Below are 19,892 nucleotides of genomic sequence, written 5' to 3'. Positions count from 1 at the left end.
CGCTTAACCTTTTAGAGGCTAAACCTTTCGCCCAGGTAAACGCGGCGGACATCCTCGTGCGCGACGATCTCGTCGGGCGCGCCCTCCATCAACACCACGCCGTCGTGGATGATGTAGGCACGGTCGACGATCTCCAGCGTTTCGCGCACGTTATGATCGGTGATCAGCACACCGATGCCGCGGTCCTTCAGGTGAGAGACCAAGTCGCGGATGTCACCCACAGCGATGGGGTCGATGCCGGCCAGGGGTTCGTCCAGCAGGATGAAGGCCGGCTGCGAGGCCAGGGCGCGGGCGATCTCGACGCGCCGCCGCTCGCCGCCCGACAGCGCCACCGCCGGGGTGCGCCGCAGATGGGTGATGGAAAATTCGGCCAGCAGGTTCTCCAGCGCCACTTCGCGCTTCTCGCGGACCGGCTCGATGACCTCCAGCACGCCGCGGATGTTCTGCTCCACGGTCAGGCCGCGGAAGATGGAGGCCTCCTGCGGCAGGTAGCCGATGCCCAGCCGGGCGCGGCGGTACATCGGCATGTCGGTGATGTCGTGGCCGTCCAGCGTGACCCAGCCATAGTCGGGCGAGATGAGGCCGGTGACGATGTAGAAACAGGTGGTCTTGCCGGCGCCGTTGGGCCCCAGCAGGCCGACCGCCTCGCCGCGCTGCAGCGACAGGGTGACGCCGCGCAGCACCGGGCGCTTCTTGAAGCTCTTGCCCAGGTTGACCGCCATCAGGCCGACGTTGTCGGTGACCAGCCGCGGCCCTTCGCCGGTTCCGGCGCCCTGCTCTCCGGTGCCTGGCCTCCCGGCGGCGCCGTCGCTTATCTTCTGCGTTTCATCGGCCAAATCGAACTATCCCAATCTGTGCAGTCCCCCTGGCGATGCGGGAACCGCGTCACCAACCTACTGGGTGCCGCCCGCCTCCGGCGCGTCCTGGCCGGAAGCTTTCTCTTCCGCTTCCTTGGTCGCGCGCGGCAGCACCAGGGCCTTCACCTGCCTGGGCTTCTCCTTGCTGCCCGGCGGTGCGCCAAGCAGCCTGCTGACGCCCGTCGCCATGTTGACCTCCGCGTAGTCGCCGTCCAACTGGTTCTCGCCCTGGGTGATCTTCACGTCGCCCGCCAGGGTCGCCAACTCGCGGTCTACATAATACACGCCTTCGCGCCCGCGCGCGTATTCCTTCGCGGTCATGATCTCGACGTTGCCGGCGGCGTCGATGCGCCGGACTTCGAGATTGCCGCTGGCGTTCTCCTCGAAGTTGGCGGTCAGGACGTCGGCCTTGATCTGCTTGTCCTCGTGGGTCGCATGCGCCTTGCCCCGGGCCACGGCCTTGCGCTGGCCCTCCCAGTATTCCAGGCTGTCGCGCGCCGTCACCACGTCCTCCTCGCTGACCAGGCGCAGATCGTCGCCGGTCATGATGAAGACCTTCTCGGCCAGTTTGTACTGCCCCTTGTCGCCGAAGACCGTGCCCTCCGGGGAATTGATGCGCACGTTGCCGGAGGCTTCCAGCAGGTAGATCTCGCTGCCGCCGCCCTGGGAGAAGAGCGAGTCCTCGCCGTCCGACTTCTCCTCGCGCTCCCGGTAATAGGCGGTCAGGACGTCGGCCAGCACTTCGACCTCGCCGCTGGCGGCGCGGGCGTTGCCGCGTGCGACATAGGTCTTGTCGTTGCGGTTCCACTCGATGCCGTCCTCGGCGTTGATCTCCAGCGGCTGGTCGCTTTCGCGCAGCTCGGCGGCCGTCGTCTGCGCGGCCGCCGGGCGCAGCGGCACGGAGGCGAGGCCGGCGGCCAGCGCGATGGCCAGCGCGCCCGTCAGAGCGGCGGCCAGCAAGGCGCCCTCCGCCGGAAGCAAAGGCGGTCGAACCGCCAGGCGCGGTGCGGCGGTCATTGGGTCGCCTCCTGGGGCTTGGTCACTTCTTCGGCGGGGCCCGCGGCGCCTTTTCCTTCTGACAATTTTTCCTTGGCCTCCGGGTAGATGAGCAGCCGGCTCTTGCCGGTGAAGACGATGATCTGGCCGCGTTCGCGCAGGCGGAAACCCTCGGACTCCAGCTCGCCGGAAGGGCCGGCGCCGCTGACCGCGGCATCTCCGGCGGCCGAGCCGTCGTTCAGGTCGATGGTCGCCTCCTCGGTGACGATGTCGAAGCCCTTGTCGTGGGTCAGATGCACCTTGCCGGTCAGATCCAGGGTTTCCGCTTTGCGGTCGTAGTGCCCGACACGCGCGGAAAGCGCCACGAGGTCGCCCTCGGCGGTCTCGATGTCGGCCTTGGGGTGCTGCAGCTCCACCATGTCCTCGTTTTCCGGCGACTGGGTGGCCAGGTCGGCGGCGACGGTGAAGGGCTGGTTGTTCTCGTCCACGCCGCTGTAGCGGGCGTTCAGCATGTTCAGGGTCTTGGCATGGTCGCGGGCGATCTTCGCGAAGTCGAGGCCCGAGCGGCTGACGTCCGGCATGAGCTGCGGCCAGGCGATGACCAGCAGCACCAGGCCGGCGGCCAGCGCCGGCAGCACCAGCTTCATGGAGCTGACGAAAAGACTGTAGCTGTTCCGCCCGGACAGGCGGGGCGGCTGGCGCCCCCGGTCGTCGTTGCGCGGCGGGGGCGGCGGTGCCTTCGCGCCGCCGCGCGCCGTCGCGGGAGAGGAGTGGACCACGGTTTCCGCCACCTTCGCCGCCCGCTCGCTCAGACCACGCCTGCGCGCAGGCAATCGTGCATGTGGAGAATGCCGACGGGCCGCTCGGCGGGGCCGTTCTCGTCGACGACGAAGACGCAGAGGAAGGGCGGCGTGGAGGTGTTCATGAACCCCACGGCTTCCGCCGCCAGGGCATTGGCGCGGATGGTGCGCGGCTTCGGCGTCATGATGTCGGCCGCCTTCAGGGCCAGGATGTCCTTGTCCATGTGCCGGCGCAGGTCGCCGTCGGTAATGATGCCCAGCAGGCGCCGCTTGTCGTCGACGATGCCGACGCAGCCGAAATGGCCGGCGGTCATGACCAGGATCGCCTCGGACATCAGGGTCTCGGGGCCGCACAGCGGCAGGTCGTCGGGGCCGTGCATCAGGTCGGAAACCCGCAGCAGGCGTTTGCCCAGCGCGCCGCCCGGATGGAATACCTTGAAGTCGCTGCTGGAAAAGCCCTTGCGTTCCAGCAAGGCCACCGCCAGGGCATCGCCCAGGGCCAGCATCATGGTGGTCGAGGTCGTCGGCGCCTGGGTCACGGCGCAAGCCTCCGGCACGCCCTGTGCCGCCGAGGGCACGATCAGGGCGATGTCGGCGGCCTTGGCCAGGGCGCTGTCGGCGCGCGCGGTCATGGCCACCAGTGCAATGCCGAAGCGCTTGGCGTAGGTGATGATGTCGCTGAGTTCGGCGGTGTTGCCGGAGTTGGACAGGGCGATCACCGCGTCCTTGTCGGTGATCATGCCCAGGTCGCCGTGGCTGGCCTCGCCGGGGTGGACGAACTGCGCGGGGGTGCCGGTCGAGGCCAGGGTCGCCGCGATCTTACGCGCCACATGGCCGCTCTTGCCCATGCCGGTGACGATGACGCGGCCTTCGACCTTGGCCAGGCGGGCCACCGCCTCGACGAAGCCGCCGTCCAGGCCGGCGGCGAGCGTCATCAGGGCCTTGGCCTCGACTTCGAGCACGCGGCGCGCCACGGCCAGATCCGCGGCGCTTTCAGGCCTGTCGGAGCCCGCCTGCCTGTCCGCTTCCAATGTTGACTTCATGCCATCTCTTCTCATGGGGGCTTGGCCGCTGCCACGGGCGCGCCGCCGGATCGTTTCCGCCGGTCCGGCCTGGCGTGCCCGCGCGACATCCCCCTTGCCACACTTCGCAGGGCCGCCGACAGACTAGCACAGTCGGCCCCGCGCCTTAAAAGCCCCAAAAAGCCCGACCTGCCACCCCTGCGAACGTCCCGAGTGACGACCTGGGCGACGACCTGGGCGAGGGTCCTGTCCGGGGCGCTCCCGAGAGGACCATCCACGAAAGGTTCTCCAGGGTCAATCCGTCCGCCGCGGATGGGGCCGGCCCGGTCTAATGGGCGAAAATGTCGATGTCGTTCCAACCGGCGATGTCGAGCGCCGCGCGCGTCGGCAGGAACCGGAAGCAGGCCTGAGCCAGCTCCGCGCGCCCTTCGCGCGCCAACATGACGTCTAACTTGGCGCGCAGTTGGTGCAGATACAAGACATCGGAAGCCGCGTAGGCGAGCTGCTCCTGGCTCAGTTCCGCCGTGCCCCAGTCCGAAGACTGCTGCTGCTTGGAGATTTCCACCCCCAGGAGCTCGCGGCAGAGATCCTTCAGGCCATGGCGGTCGGTATAGGTGCGCACCAGCTTGGAGGCGATCTTGGTGCAATAGACCGGAGTGCAATCAACGCCGAGGTAGCGGCGGATCGCCGCCACGTCGAAGCGGGCGAAGTGGAATATCTTGGTCACCCCCGGGTCGCTCAACAGCGCCTTGAGGTTGGGGGCGTCGTAGCTTCCCAAGGGAAACTGCACCAGGTGGCAGACCCCGTCGCCGGCGGAAAGCTGCAGCAGGCACAGCCGGTCGCGCGACAGGTCCAGGCCCATGGTCTCGCTGTCGACGGCGACGCTGTCGCCCAGCGTGAGGCCGGCCGGCAGATCGCCCTGGTGGAGATGAATTTCAGGAGGTGCCACGGGGTGTATCTGCCTTGGGAAGGTCTTTGGGAAAAAGTCGGGCGAATCCTACGGTCGCGGGCCCTGGGAGTAGCCCGCCGCCCAACATAGGCGGTCAATTGAGGCTGTCAACTTGATCCCAGGCTTTGTATATATCGCCCGCAGGCGGCCCCCGGGACCGGAGACGGCTGCGGCCGGGTTTCCGGGGACCGCGGGCAGAAGATTTTCAGCATCTGGAGAGGCGGGCATGAGCGCCAAACGTGGGGGCATCGTTACGGTTTTCGGCGGCTCGGGCTTTATCGGGCGCTACGTCGTGCAGCGCCTGGCGCGCGAGGGCTGGGCGGTCCGCGTGGCGGTGCGCCATCCGGGGCGCGCGGCCTTCCTGAAGCCGCTGGGCGAGGTCGGCCAGATCACGCCCCTCTGCGTGCCGCTGCAGGATCCCGCGGCGGTCGCCGCGGCGCTGGACGGCGCCGATGCGGCGGTCAACCTGACCGGCATTCTCTTTGAAAGCGGCCGGCAGAAGTTCCAGGCGGTCCACGCCGAGGGCGCCCAGACCATCGCCAAGGCCGCGGCCGCGGCCGGCTGCGGCGCGCTGGTGCACGTCTCGGCCATCGGCGCCGGGCCCGAGGCGCCGGCCGCCTATGCCCGTTCCAAGGGCGAGGGCGAGGCGGCGGTGCGCGCGGCCTATCCGGAGGCCGTCATCCTGCGCCCCAGCGTGGTCTTCGGCCCCGAGGACGGCTTCTTCAACCGCTTCGCCGAGATGGCGCGCTTCTCGCCGGTCTTACCGCTGATCGGCGGCGGCAAGACCCGCTTCCAGCCGGTCTACGTGGGCGACGTGGCCCGCGCGGTGGTGGCGGCACTGGGCGACCCGGGCTGCCGCGGCAAGGTCTACGAACTGGGCGGCCCCAAGACCTATACCTTCAAGCAGCTGCTGGAACTGCTGCTGAAGACCATCGGGCGCAAGCGGGCGCTGGTGAACCTGCCTTTCGGTCTGGCGCGCCTGGAGGCGGCCTTTCTGGAGCTGCTGCCCGTGCCGCCGCTGACCCGCGACCAGGTCACCCTGCTGCAGCGCGACAACGTGGTCACGCCGGGCGCGGCGACCCTGGCCGATCTGGGCATCGAGGCCACGGCGCCGGAAGCGGTGATTCCCGGTTATCTCGACAAGTACCGCCCGGGCGGGCGCTACAACAGCCCGGGCGCCGTCTGACCTGCTCTAGGCGCCGCCGGCGCCGTAGACCCACCACAGCAGCAGGCTGCCCAAGAGGATGCGGTAGACCACGAAGGGTGTGAAGGACGCCCGCCGCAACCAGCCGATCATCAGCACGATGGCCAGCAGCGCCACGGCGAAAGACAGCACGGCACCCACCAGGGCCTCGTGGCCCAGGATCATGTTGCCGCTTTCATAGAGGTCGTAGCCCGCCAGACTGCCGGCGCCGAGGATCGCGGGGATCGCCAGCAGCAGGGAGAAGCGCGCCGCCTCGACCCGCTCGAACCCCAGCGCGCGGGCCGCCGTCATGGTGATGCCGGAACGGCTGGTGCCGGGGATCAAGGCCAGCACCTGGGCCAGGCCGATCAGCAGGCCAGCGGTGAAGGGCATGTGGTCGATGCGCCGGAAGGTCATGGCGGCGCGGTCGGCGACGAACAGCACGATGCCGAAGCCGATGGTCGCCCAGGCAACCACCGCGGTATCGCGCAGGATGGCGGTGATCTGGTCCTTGAACAGGCCGCCGACCAGGATCAGCGGCAGCGTGCCGACGATCACCAGGGCCGCGAGGCGCGCACCGGGAGTCCAGCGGCCGACCGCCAGGCGGGCGATGCCGCCGGCCATCTGGCCGATCTCGCGCCAGGCGTAGAGGCAGACCGCCGCCAGGGTGCCGACGTGAACCGCGATATCCAGCGTCAGGCGGTCCGCGGCGGCCTGCTCGACGCCGCTCATCTGGGCTGCGTCGAAGGCTTCCCAGGCCAGCACCAGGTGCCCGGAGGAGGAGATCGGCAGGAATTCGGTGATGCCTTGAACGATGGCCAGGATAACGACGTGCAGCAGCGACAAGGGTGGGTTCCGGTGGCGGTTGTCGGTCGGTTGCGGGCGCGGGGCGGCGTCCGGCGGCTTATAGCATCCCTTGGTTAACGATCCCATTGGGCAATTTAGTACCAAGTCGGGACTAAATATTCGAAACGCTATCGCGGCGTCGTCCATTTTCTGCTAAGAAGCAGAGGTGCTTGGGCAATATGGGTCAAAAATATTGTCCTATTTTGGGTTTTTTCCTCGCAAGCTGCCGGGGCTTCGTCTATAGACGGGCGCTCCGGTTGAGTTGGAGCGGCCTTCCGTGGAGGGCGTCTCCGACACGGGCGCGGGCATCGCCGCCGGGGCCGCGTCTGCCTTTTAGGCGGGGGCCCTGCCGCCGGAAACGAAGCAAGCGCCGCCGCCAGGCCCGGCCTGGGTTCCGCCGGAACGACGATCCGGCAGGGCCCGGCAGGACCGGGCAGAGGGGCGGCAAGGATCGATTGAGAGAGTTCAGGGACGTAAAGCCTATGGCCAACCGGATGTTGCAGTTCGTCAAGCTCGCGCGCGCCATGCCGGAGAAGCGCGGCGCCGAGGAGCGCCGCCGCGACTTCGACGAGATCTACGACGAGTTCGATCCCGAGGCGGCGTCCAAGCAGGCCAGCCGCTGCTCCCAATGCGGCGTGCCCTTCTGCCAGGTGCATTGCCCGCTGCACAACAACATCCCCGACTGGCTGATGCTCACGGCGGAGGGCCGCCTGCAGGAGGCCTACGAGACCGCGCAGGCGACCAACAACTTCCCTGAGATCTGCGGGCGCATCTGTCCGCAGGATCGGCTCTGCGAGGGCAACTGCGTCATCGAGCAGGCCGGCCACGGCACGGTCACCATCGGCTCGGTGGAGAAGTACATCACCGACACCGCCTGGGAGCAGGGCTGGGTCAAGCCGGTCAAGCCGCTGCGCGAGCGCGCGCAGTCTGTCGGCATCGTCGGCGCCGGCCCGGGCGGCCTGGCCGCGGCGGAGCAGTTGCGCCGCAAGGGCTACCAGGTGCACGTCTACGACCGCTACGACCGGGTCGGCGGCCTGCTGATCTACGGCATTCCCAGCTTCAAGCTGGAGAAGGAAGTGGTCGAGCGCCGCGCGGACCTGCTGGAGCGGGGCGGCGTGCAGTTCCACCTCAACACCGACGTCGGCGGGGCCGAGAGCTTCGCCGCCCTGCGCCGCAAGCACGACGCGGTGCTGGTCGCCACCGGCGTCTACAAGGCGCGCGACATCAAGGTGCCGGGCAGCGGACTGGGCAACATCCTCCCGGCCATGGATTTCCTCACCGCCTCCAACCGCAAGGGTCTGGGCGATGCGGTGCCGGCCTTCGACGACGGCACCCTGGACGCCAAGGACAAGGCGGTGGTGGTCATCGGCGGCGGCGACACCGCCATGGACTGCGTGCGCACCGCCGTGCGCCAGGGCGCCAAGTCGGTGAAGTGCCTCTACCGCCGCGACCGCGCCAACATGCCGGGCTCGCAGCGCGAGGTGGCCAATGCCGAGGAGGAAGGCGTCGACTTCCTCTGGCTGTCGGCGCCCGAGGCCTTTCTCGGCGACGGCAGGGTGACCGCAGTGCGCGCCCAGCGCGTGCACCTGGGCATGCCCGACGCCACCGGCCGCCAGACGCCGCAGGTCATCGAGGGCTCCAGCTTCACGGTGGAGGCCGACATGGTGATCAAGGCGTTGGGCTTCGATCCGGAGGACCTGCCCAAGCTGTTCGACACCGAGGGCTTGGAGGTCACGCGCTGGGGCACCGTGCTGACCGATTTCAAGACCAAGATGACCTCGTTGGACGGCGTCTTCGCCGCCGGCGACATCGTGCGCGGCGCCTCGCTGGTGGTCTGGGCGGTGCGCGACGGCCGCGACGCCGCCGAGCAGATGCACAACTACATCCAGGCCAAGGCGGGTGCTTCCGCCGTGGCGGCCGAGTAAGCCCAGAAGAAGTCCCTGGGGGAGAGAAGATCATGACGGAACAAAAGCCCCTCACGCCCGCCGGGCAGTGCGACGACTACGTGGCCGCCTGGAAGCGCAACGCCGAGAAGCTCTCCAGCCAGGGCCTCTACGACCCCCGTGACGAGCACGACGCCTGCGGCGTCGGCCTGGTCGCGTCCCTGGACGGCACCCCGCGCCGCGACGTGGTGGTGGCCGGCATCGAGGCGCTGAAGGCGGTCTGGCACCGCGGCGCCGTGGACGCCGACGGCAAGACCGGCGACGGCGCCGGCATCCACCTGCAGATCCCGCAGGACTTCTTCCGCGAACACGTGGCGCGCACCGGCCACGAGCCGGGCGACGAGACCCTGGCCGTCGGCATGGTCTTCCTGCCGCGCACCGACTTCGGCGCGCAGGAGCGCTGCCGCGTGCTGGTCGAGCGCGAAATCCTGAATTTCGGCTACCGGATCTACGGTTGGCGCCAGGTGCCGGTGAACACCGAGATCGTCGGCGAGAAGGCCAACGCCACGCGCCCGGAGATCGAGCAGGTGATGATCGCCAACTCGCGCGGCGTGCCCGATCCGCAGTTCGAGATCGACCTCTACATCATCCGCCGGCGCATCGAGAAGGCGGCGGAGCTGGAATCGATCCAGGACTTCTACATCTGCTCGCTGTCCTGCCGCTCGGTGATCTACAAGGGCATGTTCCTGGCCGAGCAGCTTTCGACCTTCTATCCGGATCTGCTGGACGACCGTTTCGCCTCCAACTTCGTCATCTTCCACCAGCGCTACTCGACCAACACCTTCCCGACCTGGCGCCTGGCCCAGCCCTTCCGCATCCTCGCGCATAACGGCGAGATCAACACCCTGAAGGGCAACGTGAACTGGATGCAGGCCCACGAGTGCCGCATGGCCTCGGAGACCTTCGCCGATCACGTGGAGGACCTGAAGCCGGTGATCTCGGCCGGCCTGTCGGATTCCGCCGCGCTCGACGCGGTGGCCGAACTGATGGTGCGCGCCGGGCGCGACCTGCCGATGGTCAAGACCATGTTGATCCCCGAGGCCTGGGGCCAGGACCCCTCGCTGCCGCCGGCCCACCGCGATCTCTACAGCTACTGCAACGCGGTGATGGAGCCCTGGGACGGCCCGGCCGCGGTCTGCGGCTTCGGCGGGCGCTGGGCGGTCGCCGGGCTGGACCGCAACGGTCTGCGCCCCCTGCGCTACACCATCACCAACGACGGCCTGCTCTTCGCCGGCTCGGAAACCGGCATGGTGCGTATCGAGGAGCACGACGTCGTCGAGAAGGGCCGCCTCGGCCCGGGCCAGATGATCGCCGTCGACCTGCTGGAGGGCAAGCTCTACCACGACCGCGAGATCAAGGATCACCTGGCCGGCCAGAAGCCCTTCGGCGAGTGGATCGCCAACGTCACCTCCATCGACGACCTGCTGCGCCCCGACCATGGAGAGCCGAGCCGCTGGGAAGGCGAGGAGCTGCGCCGCCGCCAGCTCACCTACGGCCTGACCATGGAAGACCTGGAGCTGATCCTCCATCCCATGGTCGACGACGCCAAGGAGGCTGTCGGCTCCATGGGCGACGACACGCCGCTGGCGGTGCTGTCGGACCGCTACCGCGGCATGCACCACTTCTTCCGCCAGAACTTCAGCCAGGTCACCAACCCGCCGATCGACTCCCTGCGCGAACGCCGGGTCATGACCTTGAAGACGCGCCTCGGCAACCTGGGCAACATCCTGGACGAGGACGAGGCGCAGCTGCGCCTGCTGCAGCTCGAATCGCCGGTGCTCTCCAATGCCGAGTTCGAGGCCATGGTGCAGCACATGGGCGATGCCGTGGCGACCATCGACTGCACCTTCCCGGCCGGCGGCGGCGAGAGCGCGCTGTCGGAAGCGCTGGACCGTATCCGCCAGGAGGCGGAAAACGCCGTGCGCGAGGGCTGCGAGCATGTGGTGCTGAGCGACGAGACCGTCGGACGCGACAGTGTCGCCGTCCCGATGATCCTCGCCACGGGCGCGGTGCACACCCACCTTGTCCGGCAGAAGCTGCGCACCTTCGTGTCGCTGAACGTGCGTTCCGGCGAATGCCTGGACACGCACTATTTCGCGGTGCTGATCGGCGTCGGCGCGACCACGGTGAACGCCTACCTGGCGCAGGAATCGATCGCCGACCGGCACCGGCGCGGCCTCTTCGGCGACCGTCCGCTGGAGGACTGCGTGCAGCGCTACATCAAGGCGGTGGACGACGGCCTCCTGAAGATCATGTCGAAGATGGGCATCGCGGTCATCTCCTCCTACCGCGGCGGCTGCAACTTCGAAGCGCTCGGCCTGTCGCGCACCCTGGTCGACGAGTTCTTCATGCCCATGCCCTCGCGCCTGTCGGGCATCGGTCTCATGGGCATCGAGGAAAAGGTCCTGGCGCTGCACGAGCGCGCCTGGAGCGAAGACTTCGTGGCCCTGCCGGTGGGCGGATTCTACCGCTACCGCCGCGGCGGCGAGAGCCATTCCTGGGAAGCCGGCCTGATCCACACCCTTCAGCATGCGGTGGCGACGGACTCCTACACCACCTACCGCAAGTTCTCCGAGGGCGTGCACAACCAGCCGCCCAACACCCTGCGCGACCTGCTGGACTTCAAGGTCGACGGTGTGGCTCCGGTGCCGATCGAGGAGGTCGAATCGATCACCGCGATCCGCAAGCGCTTCGTGACGCCCGGCATGTCGCTGGGGGCCCTCTCGCCGGAGGCGCACGGCACCCTCAACATCGCCATGAACCGCATCGGCGCGAAGTCCGATTCCGGCGAAGGCGGCGAGGACCCGCAGCGCTTCACGCCGCATCCCAATGGCGACAACGAGAATTCCGCCATCAAGCAGGTCGCCTCCGGACGCTTCGGCGTCACCGCGGAGTACCTGAACCAGTGCCGCGAGATCGAGATCAAGGTGGCCCAGGGCGCCAAGCCCGGCGAGGGCGGCCAGCTGCCCGGCTTCAAGGTGACGGAGATGATCGCCAAGCTGCGCCACTCGACGCCGGGCGTGATGCTGATCTCGCCGCCGCCGCACCACGACATCTATTCGATCGAGGATCTGGCGCAGCTCATCTACGACCTGAAGCAGATCAACCCCGACGCCAAGGTCTGCGTGAAGCTGGTGGCGCGCTCGGGTATCGGCACCATCGCCGCCGGCGTCGCCAAGGCCAAGGCCGACGTGATCCTGATCTCCGGCAACTCCGGGGGCACCGGTGCCTCGCCGCAGACCTCCATCAAGTTCGCCGGCGTGCCCTGGGAGATGGGCCTTTCGGAGGTCAGCCAGGTGCTGACCCTGAACCGCCTGCGCCACAACGTGACCCTGCGCACCGACGGTGGCCTCAAGACCGGCCGCGACGTGGTCATCGCCGCCATGCTGGGCGCCGAGGAGTTCGGCATCGGCACCGCCTCGCTGGTCGCCATGGGCTGCATCATGGTGCGTCAGTGCCACTCCAACACCTGCCCGGTGGGCGTCTGCGTGCAGGACGAGGCGCTGCGCAAGAAGTTCACCGGCACGCCGGAGAAGGTGGTCAATCTCTTCAGCTTCATCGCCGAGGAGGTGCGCGAGATCCTGGCCCGCCTTGGCGTGCGCAGCCTCAACGAGATCATCGGCCGCACCGACCTGCTGGCCCAGGTCAGCCGCGGCGCCGAGCATCTCGACGACCTGGATCTGAACCCGCTGCTGGTGCAGGCCGATGCCGGCGAGTTCCCGACCTACTGCACCCTCTTGGGCCGCAACGAGGTGCCGGAGACCCTGGATGCCCAGATCATCGCCGACGCCAAGCCGCTGTTCGAGGACGGCGAGAAGATGCAGTTGCAGTATTCGATCCGCAACACGCACCGCGCCATCGGCACCAAGATGTCGTCGCTGATCACCCGGCGCTTCGGCATGAAGGGGCTGAACCCCGGCCACGTCACCGTGCGCCTGCGCGGCTCGGCCGGCCAGTCGCTCGGCGCCTTCGCGGTGCAGGGCCTGAAGCTGGAAGTCTTCGGCGACGCCAACGACTATGTCGGCAAGGGCCTTTCTGGCGGCGAGATCGTGGTGCGGCCGCTGACCTCCAGTCCGCTGGCCAGCAACGAGAACACCATCATCGGCAACACGGTGCTCTACGGCGCCACCGGCGGCAAGCTCTTCGCCGCCGGCCAGGCGGGCGAGCGCTTCTGCGTACGCAACTCCGCCGCCGTCGCGGTGGTCGAGGGCTGCGGCTCCAACGGCTGCGAGTACATGACCGGCGGCGTCGCCGTCATCCTCGGCTCGGTAGGTTCCAACTTCGCGGCCGGCATGTCCGGCGGCATGGCCTTCGTCTACGACCTGGACGACAAGCTGCCGGAGCGCATCAATCCGGAGAGCGTCATCCATCAGCGTATCGAGACGGACTACTGGGAGGCGCAGCTGCGCGAGCTGATCAGCGAGCACTGGCGCGAGACTCAGTCGGCCTTCGCCCAGCAGCTTCTGGTCGACTGGGCGCATGAGAAAGGCCGCTTCTGGCAGGTGGTGCCGCGCGAGATGCTGGAGCGCTTGGCGCATCCGGTGACCCGCGAGGCGGCGGCGGCCGCCGGCGACTAGCCGGAGCGGCCGCGGCATGGCGGAAACCGGGGGAGCGGGGATCGTGCTGCGGCCGACGCGCCCGGACGACATCGATTTCGTGCTCGCCCTGGAAGCCCGGCCGGACTATGGCGCCTTCATTCTGCGCTGGAGCCGCGAAGAGCACCTGGCGGCCCTGGACGATACGGACCGGCGCCACCTGATGATCTGCGGCGCCGCGGAGGAACCGCTGGGATTCGTTCTCCTGGCCGGCCTGGCCAAGGGAGGCGGGCGCATCGAACTGCTGCGCATTGCCCTGGACCGGCCCGGCAAGGGCACCGGCGGAACCGCGCTTTCCGCCCTCGCCGCCCATGTTTTCGGCGATCTCGGCGCACAGTCGCTCTGGCTCGACGTCTTCGAGGACAACACGCGCGCCCAGCGTGCCTACCGCCGCGCCGGTTTCACCGAGGACCGGGGCGCGCGGCCGATGGCGCAGCGCAACGGCGAGGAGCTGCCGCTGGTGGTCATGACCCTGACGCGCGCGGCCTTCGCCGAAACGGAGAAGGCGCGCGCCGGCCTGCGCCGCTAAAGGCTACTGTTCAGGCCCAGGCGCTGCCCGTATAGTCCGCGGCCATGCGCCAGCTCTATCACATCGCCATCGATCCGGGCTGCCGGGCCATTCGCGTCATGCTGGCCGAGAAGGGCCTGGACTGCGAGTTGCGCACCGAGAAGGTGTGGGAGCGGCGCGAGGTCTTCCTGCGCCTGAACCCGGCGGGGCAGGTGCCGGTCTTCATCGACGAGGACGGCACCACCATCGCCGGCACCGCGGTCATCGCCGAATACCTGGAGGAGGTCCACCCCGAGCCGACGCTGCTGGGCCGCGATCCCATCGACCGTGCCGAAGTGCGGCGCCTGGCCGAGTGGTTCGGCGGGAAGTTCCACCGCGAGGTCACGGCCAATTTGGTGGACGAGAAGATCATGAAGCGCTTCCTGAAGCTCGGCACGCCGAACTCCGGGGCGATCCGCGCCGGCCTGGCCAACATCCACTACCACCTGGAATACATCGCCTGGCTCTGCGACCGGCGCCGCTGGCTGGCCGGCGAGGCCTTCTCGCGCGCCGACATCATTGCGGCGGCGGAACTCTCCGCCGTCGACTACCTGGGCGACGTGCCCTGGCACGACCACAGCGGCGCCAAGGATTGGTACGCCCGGGTGAAGTCGCGCCCCAGCTTCCGCGCCATCCTGGCCGATCACATCTCCGGTGTGCAGCCGCCCAAGCACTACGCCGACCTGGATTTTTAAGGGGTTTTGCCCCCGCATGGTTGTCATGCCCGGGCTTGACCCGAGCATCCATCCTTCGGCTCGCAGGAACGGCGTAAGCGGCACCCCAAGTCCTTCTGGGGACCCTCGGGTCAAGCCCGAGGGTGACATCAGGAGTCATTCCACCTTCACGTCCAGCTTGGCCAGGTTGGCCTGGGCGGCCTGCGCGGTGGGGCTGTCGGGGGCGAGGCGGGCAGCCTGCAGCCAGTCTTCCCGGGCTCCGGCCTCATCGCCGGCCAGGCGGCGAAGATTGCCGCGCTCCAGGTGCCCCTCGGCGTTGCCGGGATCGAGATTCAGGGCGGTCTCGACGTCGGCCAGGGCCGCCTGCGGCTGGCCGAGGTAGCGGTGGGCGCTGGCGCGCAGCACCAGGATGTCGGACCGGTTGGGGGCGTGGGACAGGGCCCGGTCCAGGTCGTCCACGGCGGCGGTGAAGTTGCCGACGCTGGCGGCGGTGACGGCGCGGTCGACCAGCAGCTCGATGTTGTTGGGCTGGCGCGCCAGGGCCGCGGTCTGCACCGCATAGGCGCGGTCGACCTCGCCGGCCTCCAGCCAGGCCTGGGCCGCCTGGATCAGGATCGGGATCTGCAGGTGGGCATAGGCGGGCTCCAGGCTGGCGGCCAGGGTCTCCAACTCGTCGGCGGCGACCTCGTAGTGGCCGAGGCGCATCAGGGCCACGGCGGCGCAGTGGCGCGCCGGGTCGCTGCCGCCCAGGTCGGTCCAGGTCTGGGCCGCCTCGACGGCTTCGTCGGGCGCGGTCTCGGCCAGCTCCATGCAGGCGCGGTACTGGGCCGCGTGTTCCAGCTCGCCGCCCTGGGCGCGAGCCGGAGCCGCCGGGTTCAGCGCCAGCGCCGTTGCCAAGGCTGCTGCCAACAGGGCTGGGCTTGCCGTCTTTGCCAGGAAGGTCATATCTCTCGCGGGCCCGATGTCTTGCTGGTCATCCGCCTCGCGGCCGCTCTAAGGTGCGGACCCCGAAGGGGCGGTGAAGCCGTCGTTTCATCTATAGAAGAGAAGACCCTCTAAAGAAAGCAGGGCCAAAGCAAGCGGGAGAGACAGGAGCCAAGATGACCGAGACCGCCACGTCTTTCAGGCTGTTCTGCTTCGGTTTCGGGTTCAGCGCCCGGGCGCTGGTGCGTCGACTTCTTGAAGCGCAAGGGACCGAGGCGGACTGGACGGTGGCCGGCACCACGCGCTCGCGCGAAAACGCGGCGGAACTGCGCGCGGCCGGGGTCGAGGCCTACCTCTTCGACCGTACCCATCCGCTGGATCCGGCGGCGCTTCAGGGCACCACGCACCTGCTGGTCAGCGTCGCCCCGGACGACCCAGATGATGGGAAGGGGGCCGACCCGGTGCTGGACTGCCACGCGGAGGATATTGCCGCGCTGCCGGCGCTGAGGTGGATCGGCTATCTCTCCACCACCGGCGTCTACGGCGACTGGCAGGGCGCCGAGGTGGACGAGACCTCGGAGTTGCGCGGCGCCAAGGGGCGCAACCTCAGGCGCATCGCCGCCGAGGCCGCCTGGCTGGAACTGCAGGCGGAAAGGGGGCTGCCGGTCCATGTCTTCCGCCTGGCCGGCATCTACGGGCCGGGGCGCAATGTTCTGGACCAGGTGCGCGCCGGGCGCGCCCGGCGCATCGACCAGCCGGGGCACCTGTTCAGCCGCATCCACGTGGACGACATCGCCAAGACGCTGCAGGCCTCCATGGCCCGGCCGTGTCCGGGGCGCGTCTACAACGTCTGCGACGACGAGCCGGCCTCCGCCGCCGAGGTCACGGCCTATGCCTGCGAGCTGCTGGGGGTCACGCCGCCGCCGCCGATCCCCCTGGAACAGGCCGGGCTGTCGCCCATGGCCCTCAGCTTCTGGGAAGACAACCGCCTGGTCTCCAACCGGCGGCTGCACGAGGAACTGGGCGTCACCCTGGACTACCCCGACTACCGCGCCGGCCTGAAGGCGATCCTGGCGGAGGAACAGGCCGGAGAGGTACCCCATTCGCGCGAGTAGATAATACTTTGGGGCAACTGGCACGTGAGTTCGTCCTGACCTAGGATGATACTCGGCTGCAAGGAGCAGTGTGATCGGCGGGAGGATCCCCCGCTCTGCCGAGCCGGTCCGGCGCGGAGGACTTGCGCCATGGTTCTGTTCGACTCGCTTCTCGCTTTCGCGCTCACCCTCGCCGCCCTGGCGACGGTCGTCACCCTGCTGCTGGAATTCGCGATCCGGGTCTGCGGCGTGAAGCGCAAGGGCCAGGTCGAACTCTTCAAGAAGCTTCTGGAGACCGAGACCGTCAAGGGACTGCTGCCCGATGCGGCGGCGTCGCGGTGGGACGTGGTCAAGAACATCCTGCAGAATCCTTTCGCCGCCAAAGGAATGGCATCGACCGAGGGCGAGCAGGGATATCGCGGCACGGCCGCACAGGGCATCTATCGCGAGGTGTCGCTGGAGCACGTCCTGCGCCGCCTTCTGGAGACGGACGCGGCGAAGGGTCTGATCGCGGACACCAAGGAGGAACTGGAGCCGAAGCTCCATAAGATTGCGCGCAAGTACGATGAGTTGAGTTCAGCCCTCGGCGCGGAGTTCAAGCGCCATGCCCAGTGGTGGTCGATCGCCGTCGGCATCGCCCTTGCCGTCGTCATGAACGCCGACGGCGCGCGCCTGCTGCAGACCTATCTGCAGGACAATGACCTGCGTAACGCCGTGATCGAAAAGGTGTCTCTGCCGGAGACGCCGGGTGACGCGGCCGGTGGCGGCACATCGGGTGGCGGCACATCGGGCGGAGATGTCTCCGGTGACGGCGCCTCCGATCGCACGCCACAGGACGCCTTGGAGGACTTGAGCCGGCAACTCGCCCTGATCAACGAGCTGGCGCTGCCGCTCGGCAACGGCTATTTCCCGCATTGCCTCGCGCTGTCGGAAGAGGAGCGGGAGGCTTCGGCCGACCCGCTGTGCCGTCCGAAGGGCCCCTCCGCCGGGTTTTCGACATGGTTGAGCTGGATCCTCAAGGTGGGCCTGACCGGCGTTCTCATCGGCCTGGGGGCGCCGTTCTGGTACGACGTCGCCCGGCGACTCGCGGCGGTGCGCTCGGCCTTTCAGGGAACCCCCTCCAGCGAGGAACGCCATCGCGGCGCCGACGGCGCGACCGACCAGGAAGCCCGCGACGATCTGATCGAGCGCATCGCCAAGGACGCGGCGACCGGAACGGCCAAGAGGACCGGCGGGAACGGCGGCGCGGCCCCCGCGCCTGGAGGGTCTCCCGCCTAGCCGCGCGGTGCCGAGAGCTCCTCGATGATGCGTTCCATCCGCGCGAGATCCTCCGGCGCGGACAGGCGGTGTGCCGCCGCTTTCACCAGGGTCACTTCCACATCGGCGCTTTCCAGGGCCTCGGCCAGGCGCAGGCTGGTCTGCCAGGGCACGTCGGCGTCGGCCATGCCGTGGAGCAGCCGCACGGGGCAGGTGATGGGGATGGGGCCGTTCAGCAGCAGGTGGTCGCGGCCCTCCTCGATCAGCCGGTAGGTGATGCGGTAGGGCGCCGCGCTGTACTCCGAGGGCCGGTCGATGTGGCCGGCGCTCTGCAACACCCGGCGCTGCTCGGGCGTGGCGCGCCCCCAGATCAGGTCCTCGGTGAAGTCGGGCGCCGGGGCGATGCCGATCAGGCCGGCGACGCGCCCGGGCCGCGCGCGCGCCGCGAGCAGGGCGATCCAGCCGCCCATGGAGGAGCCGATGAGGATCTGCGGCCCCTCGCTCGCCTCGTCCAGCACCGCCAGGGCGTCGCCCAGCCAGTCGCCGATGGTGGCGTCTTCGAAGCGGCCGGAGGACTGGCCGTGGCCGCGGTAGTCGAAACGCAGGAAATCGCGGTCTTCGCGCCGGGCATAAGCTTCCAGGGCCAGGGCCTTGGTGCCGCTCATGTCCGACATGAAACCGCCGAAGAAGATCAGGCCCGGCGGCGCGGCGACGCCCTTCCTGGCTTTTCCCGCCGCGGTCCTGTAATAGGCCAGGACGGTCCCGTCCTCACGGGTTAAACTTCGTGGCGGGTCGACCGGCACATCGGATTGCGGCATGCTAACTCGCAATAAAGGGTTTCTGTGGCAACCAGTTCTGTGGCATGAGCCTGCGATGCAACGGCAACAGCAAGGACTATGAGCGTTCCAGACGTTAACATCGGCGTTACGGAGGTCGAAAGGGCCGCGGTCAGCGACGGCCCGGTGGTGCTGCAGATCGTGCCCAGCCTGGTGACGGGCGGCGCCGAGCGCGGCACCGTGGAAATCGCCGCCGCCATCGTCGCTTCGGGCGGCACCGCCATCGTCGCCTCCGAGGGCGGGCCGATGGAGAACGACCTGAAGCGCGCCGGCGCCCTGCACCTGAAGTTGCCGGTGGCCTCCAAGAACCCCGTCGTCATGTACCGCAACATCGCGCGGCTGGAGCGCATCATCGAAAGCTACAAGGTCGATGTCGTGCACGTGCGCTCGCGCGCGCCGGCCTGGTCGGCCAAGCTCGCCTGCCAGCGCAGTGGCGCCCACTTCATCACCACCTTCCACGCGCCCTACAACTTCACCAACGCCATCAAGAAGCGCTACAACCAGGTCATGACCGAGGGCGAGCGGGTCATCGCCATCTCCGAGTTCATCGCCGATCACGTGCGCCGGAACTACAACGTCGACCCGGCGCGCCTGCGTGTGATCCACCGCGGCATCGATATCGCGCGCTTCGACCCCGACCGGGTCTCGGCGGAACGCATGATCCAGCTCACCGGCCGCTGGCGCCTGCCCGACGGCGTGCCGCTGATCCTCATGCCGGGACGCCTCAGCCGCTGGAAGGGACAGGCCGTGCTGCTGGAGGCCCTGACCCACCTGCGCGACATCGACTACCGCTGCGTCCTGGTCGGCTCCGACCAGGGCCGTGTCGGCTACCGGCGGGAACTGGAAGCCCTGATCGACAAGTACGAGCTCGACGCCCGCGCCTCGATCATGGACGAGTGCAACGACATGCCGGCGGCTTACATGCTCTCCGACGTGGTGGTCTCGGCCTCCACCGATCCCGAGGGCTTCGGCCGGGTGGTGGGCGAGGCCCAGGCCATGGGACGCCCGGTCGTGGCCAGCGACCACGGCGGCGCCCGCGAGCAGCTCATTTCCGGGCGCACCGGGTTCCTCTTCCCCTCGGGCGATGCCAAGGCCCTGGCCGAGGGGCTGCGCAAGGCGCTGTCCCTGGCGCCGGAGGCGCGGGCCCAGTTGCACGACGAGGCCATCGCCCGGGTGCGGGCCGAATTCTCCAAGGACCAGATGTGCGCGCGTACCCTGGCCATCTACCGCGAGGTCCTGCGCGCCGGGGCCGGCCGGCGGGCTGCCCGAACTTGACGGGCTCCGGGGTTCGCCCGGGGCCTTACCGCTGACGGCACCCCCGCCTTGTGGACCTCGGGGGCCTGCTTGACAGCCCTTGTAATCCTTCTAA

General features: G+C 68.7%; 16 protein-coding genes. 8 read left to right on the top strand and 8 right to left on the bottom strand.

Annotated features, from left to right (window positions below):
* Positions 1-11: 11 nt before the first annotated feature.
* From lptB to AAFN88_RS02045, 5 genes are all read right to left on the bottom strand, one after another.
* A complete protein-coding gene (gene lptB / locus AAFN88_RS02065) occupies positions 12-746 on the bottom strand; it encodes an LPS export ABC transporter ATP-binding protein (protein ID WP_347521611.1) in 735 nt (244 codons plus the stop codon).
* Positions 747-893: 147 nt separating this feature from the next.
* Complete coding sequence (locus AAFN88_RS02060; protein WP_347517841.1) at positions 894-1,874, bottom strand: LptA/OstA family protein; 981 nt, start codon at positions 1,872-1,874, stop codon at positions 894-896.
* Positions 1,871-2,644, bottom strand: coding sequence for an LPS export ABC transporter periplasmic protein LptC (gene lptC, locus AAFN88_RS02055; RefSeq protein WP_347517840.1), 774 nt, complete (start codon positions 2,642-2,644; stop codon positions 1,871-1,873). The genes AAFN88_RS02060 and lptC overlap by 4 nt, the downstream gene beginning before the upstream one ends.
* Positions 2,645-2,661: 17 nt before the next feature.
* Complete coding sequence (locus AAFN88_RS02050) at positions 2,662-3,696, bottom strand: KpsF/GutQ family sugar-phosphate isomerase (RefSeq protein WP_347517839.1); 1,035 nt, start codon at positions 3,694-3,696, stop codon at positions 2,662-2,664.
* 307 nt (positions 3,697-4,003) lie between these two features.
* Positions 4,004-4,624 carry a ribonuclease D gene (locus AAFN88_RS02045; RefSeq protein ID WP_347517838.1) on the bottom strand — a complete coding sequence of 207 codons (621 nt, stop codon included), beginning with the start codon at positions 4,622-4,624 and terminating at the stop codon, positions 4,004-4,006.
* 226 nt (positions 4,625-4,850) lie between these two features.
* On the opposite strand from AAFN88_RS02045, the gene AAFN88_RS02040 reads away from it, so the two are divergent.
* On the top strand, positions 4,851-5,810 hold the full coding sequence (locus AAFN88_RS02040; RefSeq protein ID WP_347517837.1) for a complex I NDUFA9 subunit family protein: 960 nt from the start codon (positions 4,851-4,853) through the stop codon (positions 5,808-5,810).
* Positions 5,811-5,816: 6 nt separating this feature from the next.
* On the opposite strand, the gene AAFN88_RS02035 is transcribed toward AAFN88_RS02040, so the two are convergent.
* Positions 5,817-6,653 (bottom strand): undecaprenyl-diphosphate phosphatase, encoded by an 837-nt coding sequence (locus tag AAFN88_RS02035; RefSeq protein ID WP_347517836.1) that lies wholly within the window; start codon positions 6,651-6,653, stop codon positions 5,817-5,819.
* 482 nt (positions 6,654-7,135) lie between these two features.
* Here AAFN88_RS02035 and AAFN88_RS02030 point away from each other — a divergent pair, with 482 nt between their 5' ends.
* The 4 genes from AAFN88_RS02030 to AAFN88_RS02015 are packed head-to-tail and all read left to right on the top strand — an operon-like array spanning position 7,136 to position 14,433.
* Complete coding sequence (locus tag AAFN88_RS02030; protein ID WP_347517835.1) at positions 7,136-8,578, top strand: NAD(P)-dependent oxidoreductase; 1,443 nt, start codon at positions 7,136-7,138, stop codon at positions 8,576-8,578.
* A 32-nt stretch (positions 8,579-8,610) separates the two neighbouring features.
* The gene (gene gltB, locus AAFN88_RS02025; RefSeq protein WP_347517834.1) at positions 8,611-13,173 is read left to right on the top strand and encodes a glutamate synthase large subunit; all 4,563 of its coding nucleotides are present in this window, start codon (positions 8,611-8,613) and stop codon (positions 13,171-13,173) included.
* 16 nt (positions 13,174-13,189) lie between these two features.
* Complete coding sequence (locus tag AAFN88_RS02020) at positions 13,190-13,720, top strand: GNAT family N-acetyltransferase (protein WP_347517833.1); 531 nt, start codon at positions 13,190-13,192, stop codon at positions 13,718-13,720.
* A gap of 44 nt (positions 13,721-13,764) precedes the next feature.
* Positions 13,765-14,433 carry a glutathione S-transferase family protein gene (locus AAFN88_RS02015; protein WP_347517832.1) on the top strand — a complete coding sequence of 223 codons (669 nt, stop codon included), beginning with the start codon at positions 13,765-13,767 and terminating at the stop codon, positions 14,431-14,433.
* A gap of 135 nt (positions 14,434-14,568) precedes the next feature.
* Here the strand turns inward: AAFN88_RS02015 and AAFN88_RS02010 are convergent, their stop codons facing one another.
* On the bottom strand, positions 14,569-15,357 hold the full coding sequence (locus tag AAFN88_RS02010) for a tetratricopeptide repeat protein (RefSeq protein WP_347517831.1): 789 nt from the start codon (positions 15,355-15,357) through the stop codon (positions 14,569-14,571).
* Positions 15,358-15,512: 155 nt separating this feature from the next.
* Here AAFN88_RS02010 and AAFN88_RS02005 point away from each other — a divergent pair, with 155 nt between their 5' ends.
* Both AAFN88_RS02005 and AAFN88_RS02000 read left to right on the top strand, forming a co-directional pair.
* Positions 15,513-16,451: an SDR family oxidoreductase gene (locus AAFN88_RS02005; RefSeq protein WP_347517830.1), complete on the top strand. Its 939-nt coding sequence runs from the start codon at positions 15,513-15,515 to the stop codon at positions 16,449-16,451.
* 129 nt (positions 16,452-16,580) lie between these two features.
* Positions 16,581-17,708, top strand: coding sequence for a hypothetical protein (locus tag AAFN88_RS02000; protein ID WP_347517829.1), 1,128 nt, complete (start codon positions 16,581-16,583; stop codon positions 17,706-17,708).
* Here AAFN88_RS02000 and AAFN88_RS01995 read toward each other — a convergent pair.
* Positions 17,705-18,505 (bottom strand): alpha/beta hydrolase, encoded by an 801-nt coding sequence (locus AAFN88_RS01995; RefSeq protein WP_347517828.1) that lies wholly within the window; start codon positions 18,503-18,505, stop codon positions 17,705-17,707. The two genes, AAFN88_RS02000 and AAFN88_RS01995, sit on opposite strands and share 4 nt — an antisense overlap.
* 78 nt (positions 18,506-18,583) lie before the next feature.
* Between AAFN88_RS01995 and AAFN88_RS01990 the strand changes: the two genes are divergently transcribed.
* Positions 18,584-19,798, top strand: a complete 1,215-nt coding sequence (locus AAFN88_RS01990) for a glycosyltransferase family 4 protein (RefSeq protein ID WP_347517827.1) — start codon at positions 18,584-18,586, stop codon at positions 19,796-19,798.
* Positions 19,799-19,892: the final 94 nt, after the last annotated feature.

Origin of the sequence: Pelagibius sp. CAU 1746 (assembly GCF_039839785.1) — a bacterium.
Lineage (GTDB): Bacteria > Pseudomonadota > Alphaproteobacteria > Kiloniellales > Kiloniellaceae > Pelagibius.
The sequence above is the reverse complement of the archived record's forward strand: the minus strand, read 5'-3'. Positions and strand labels throughout refer to the sequence as shown.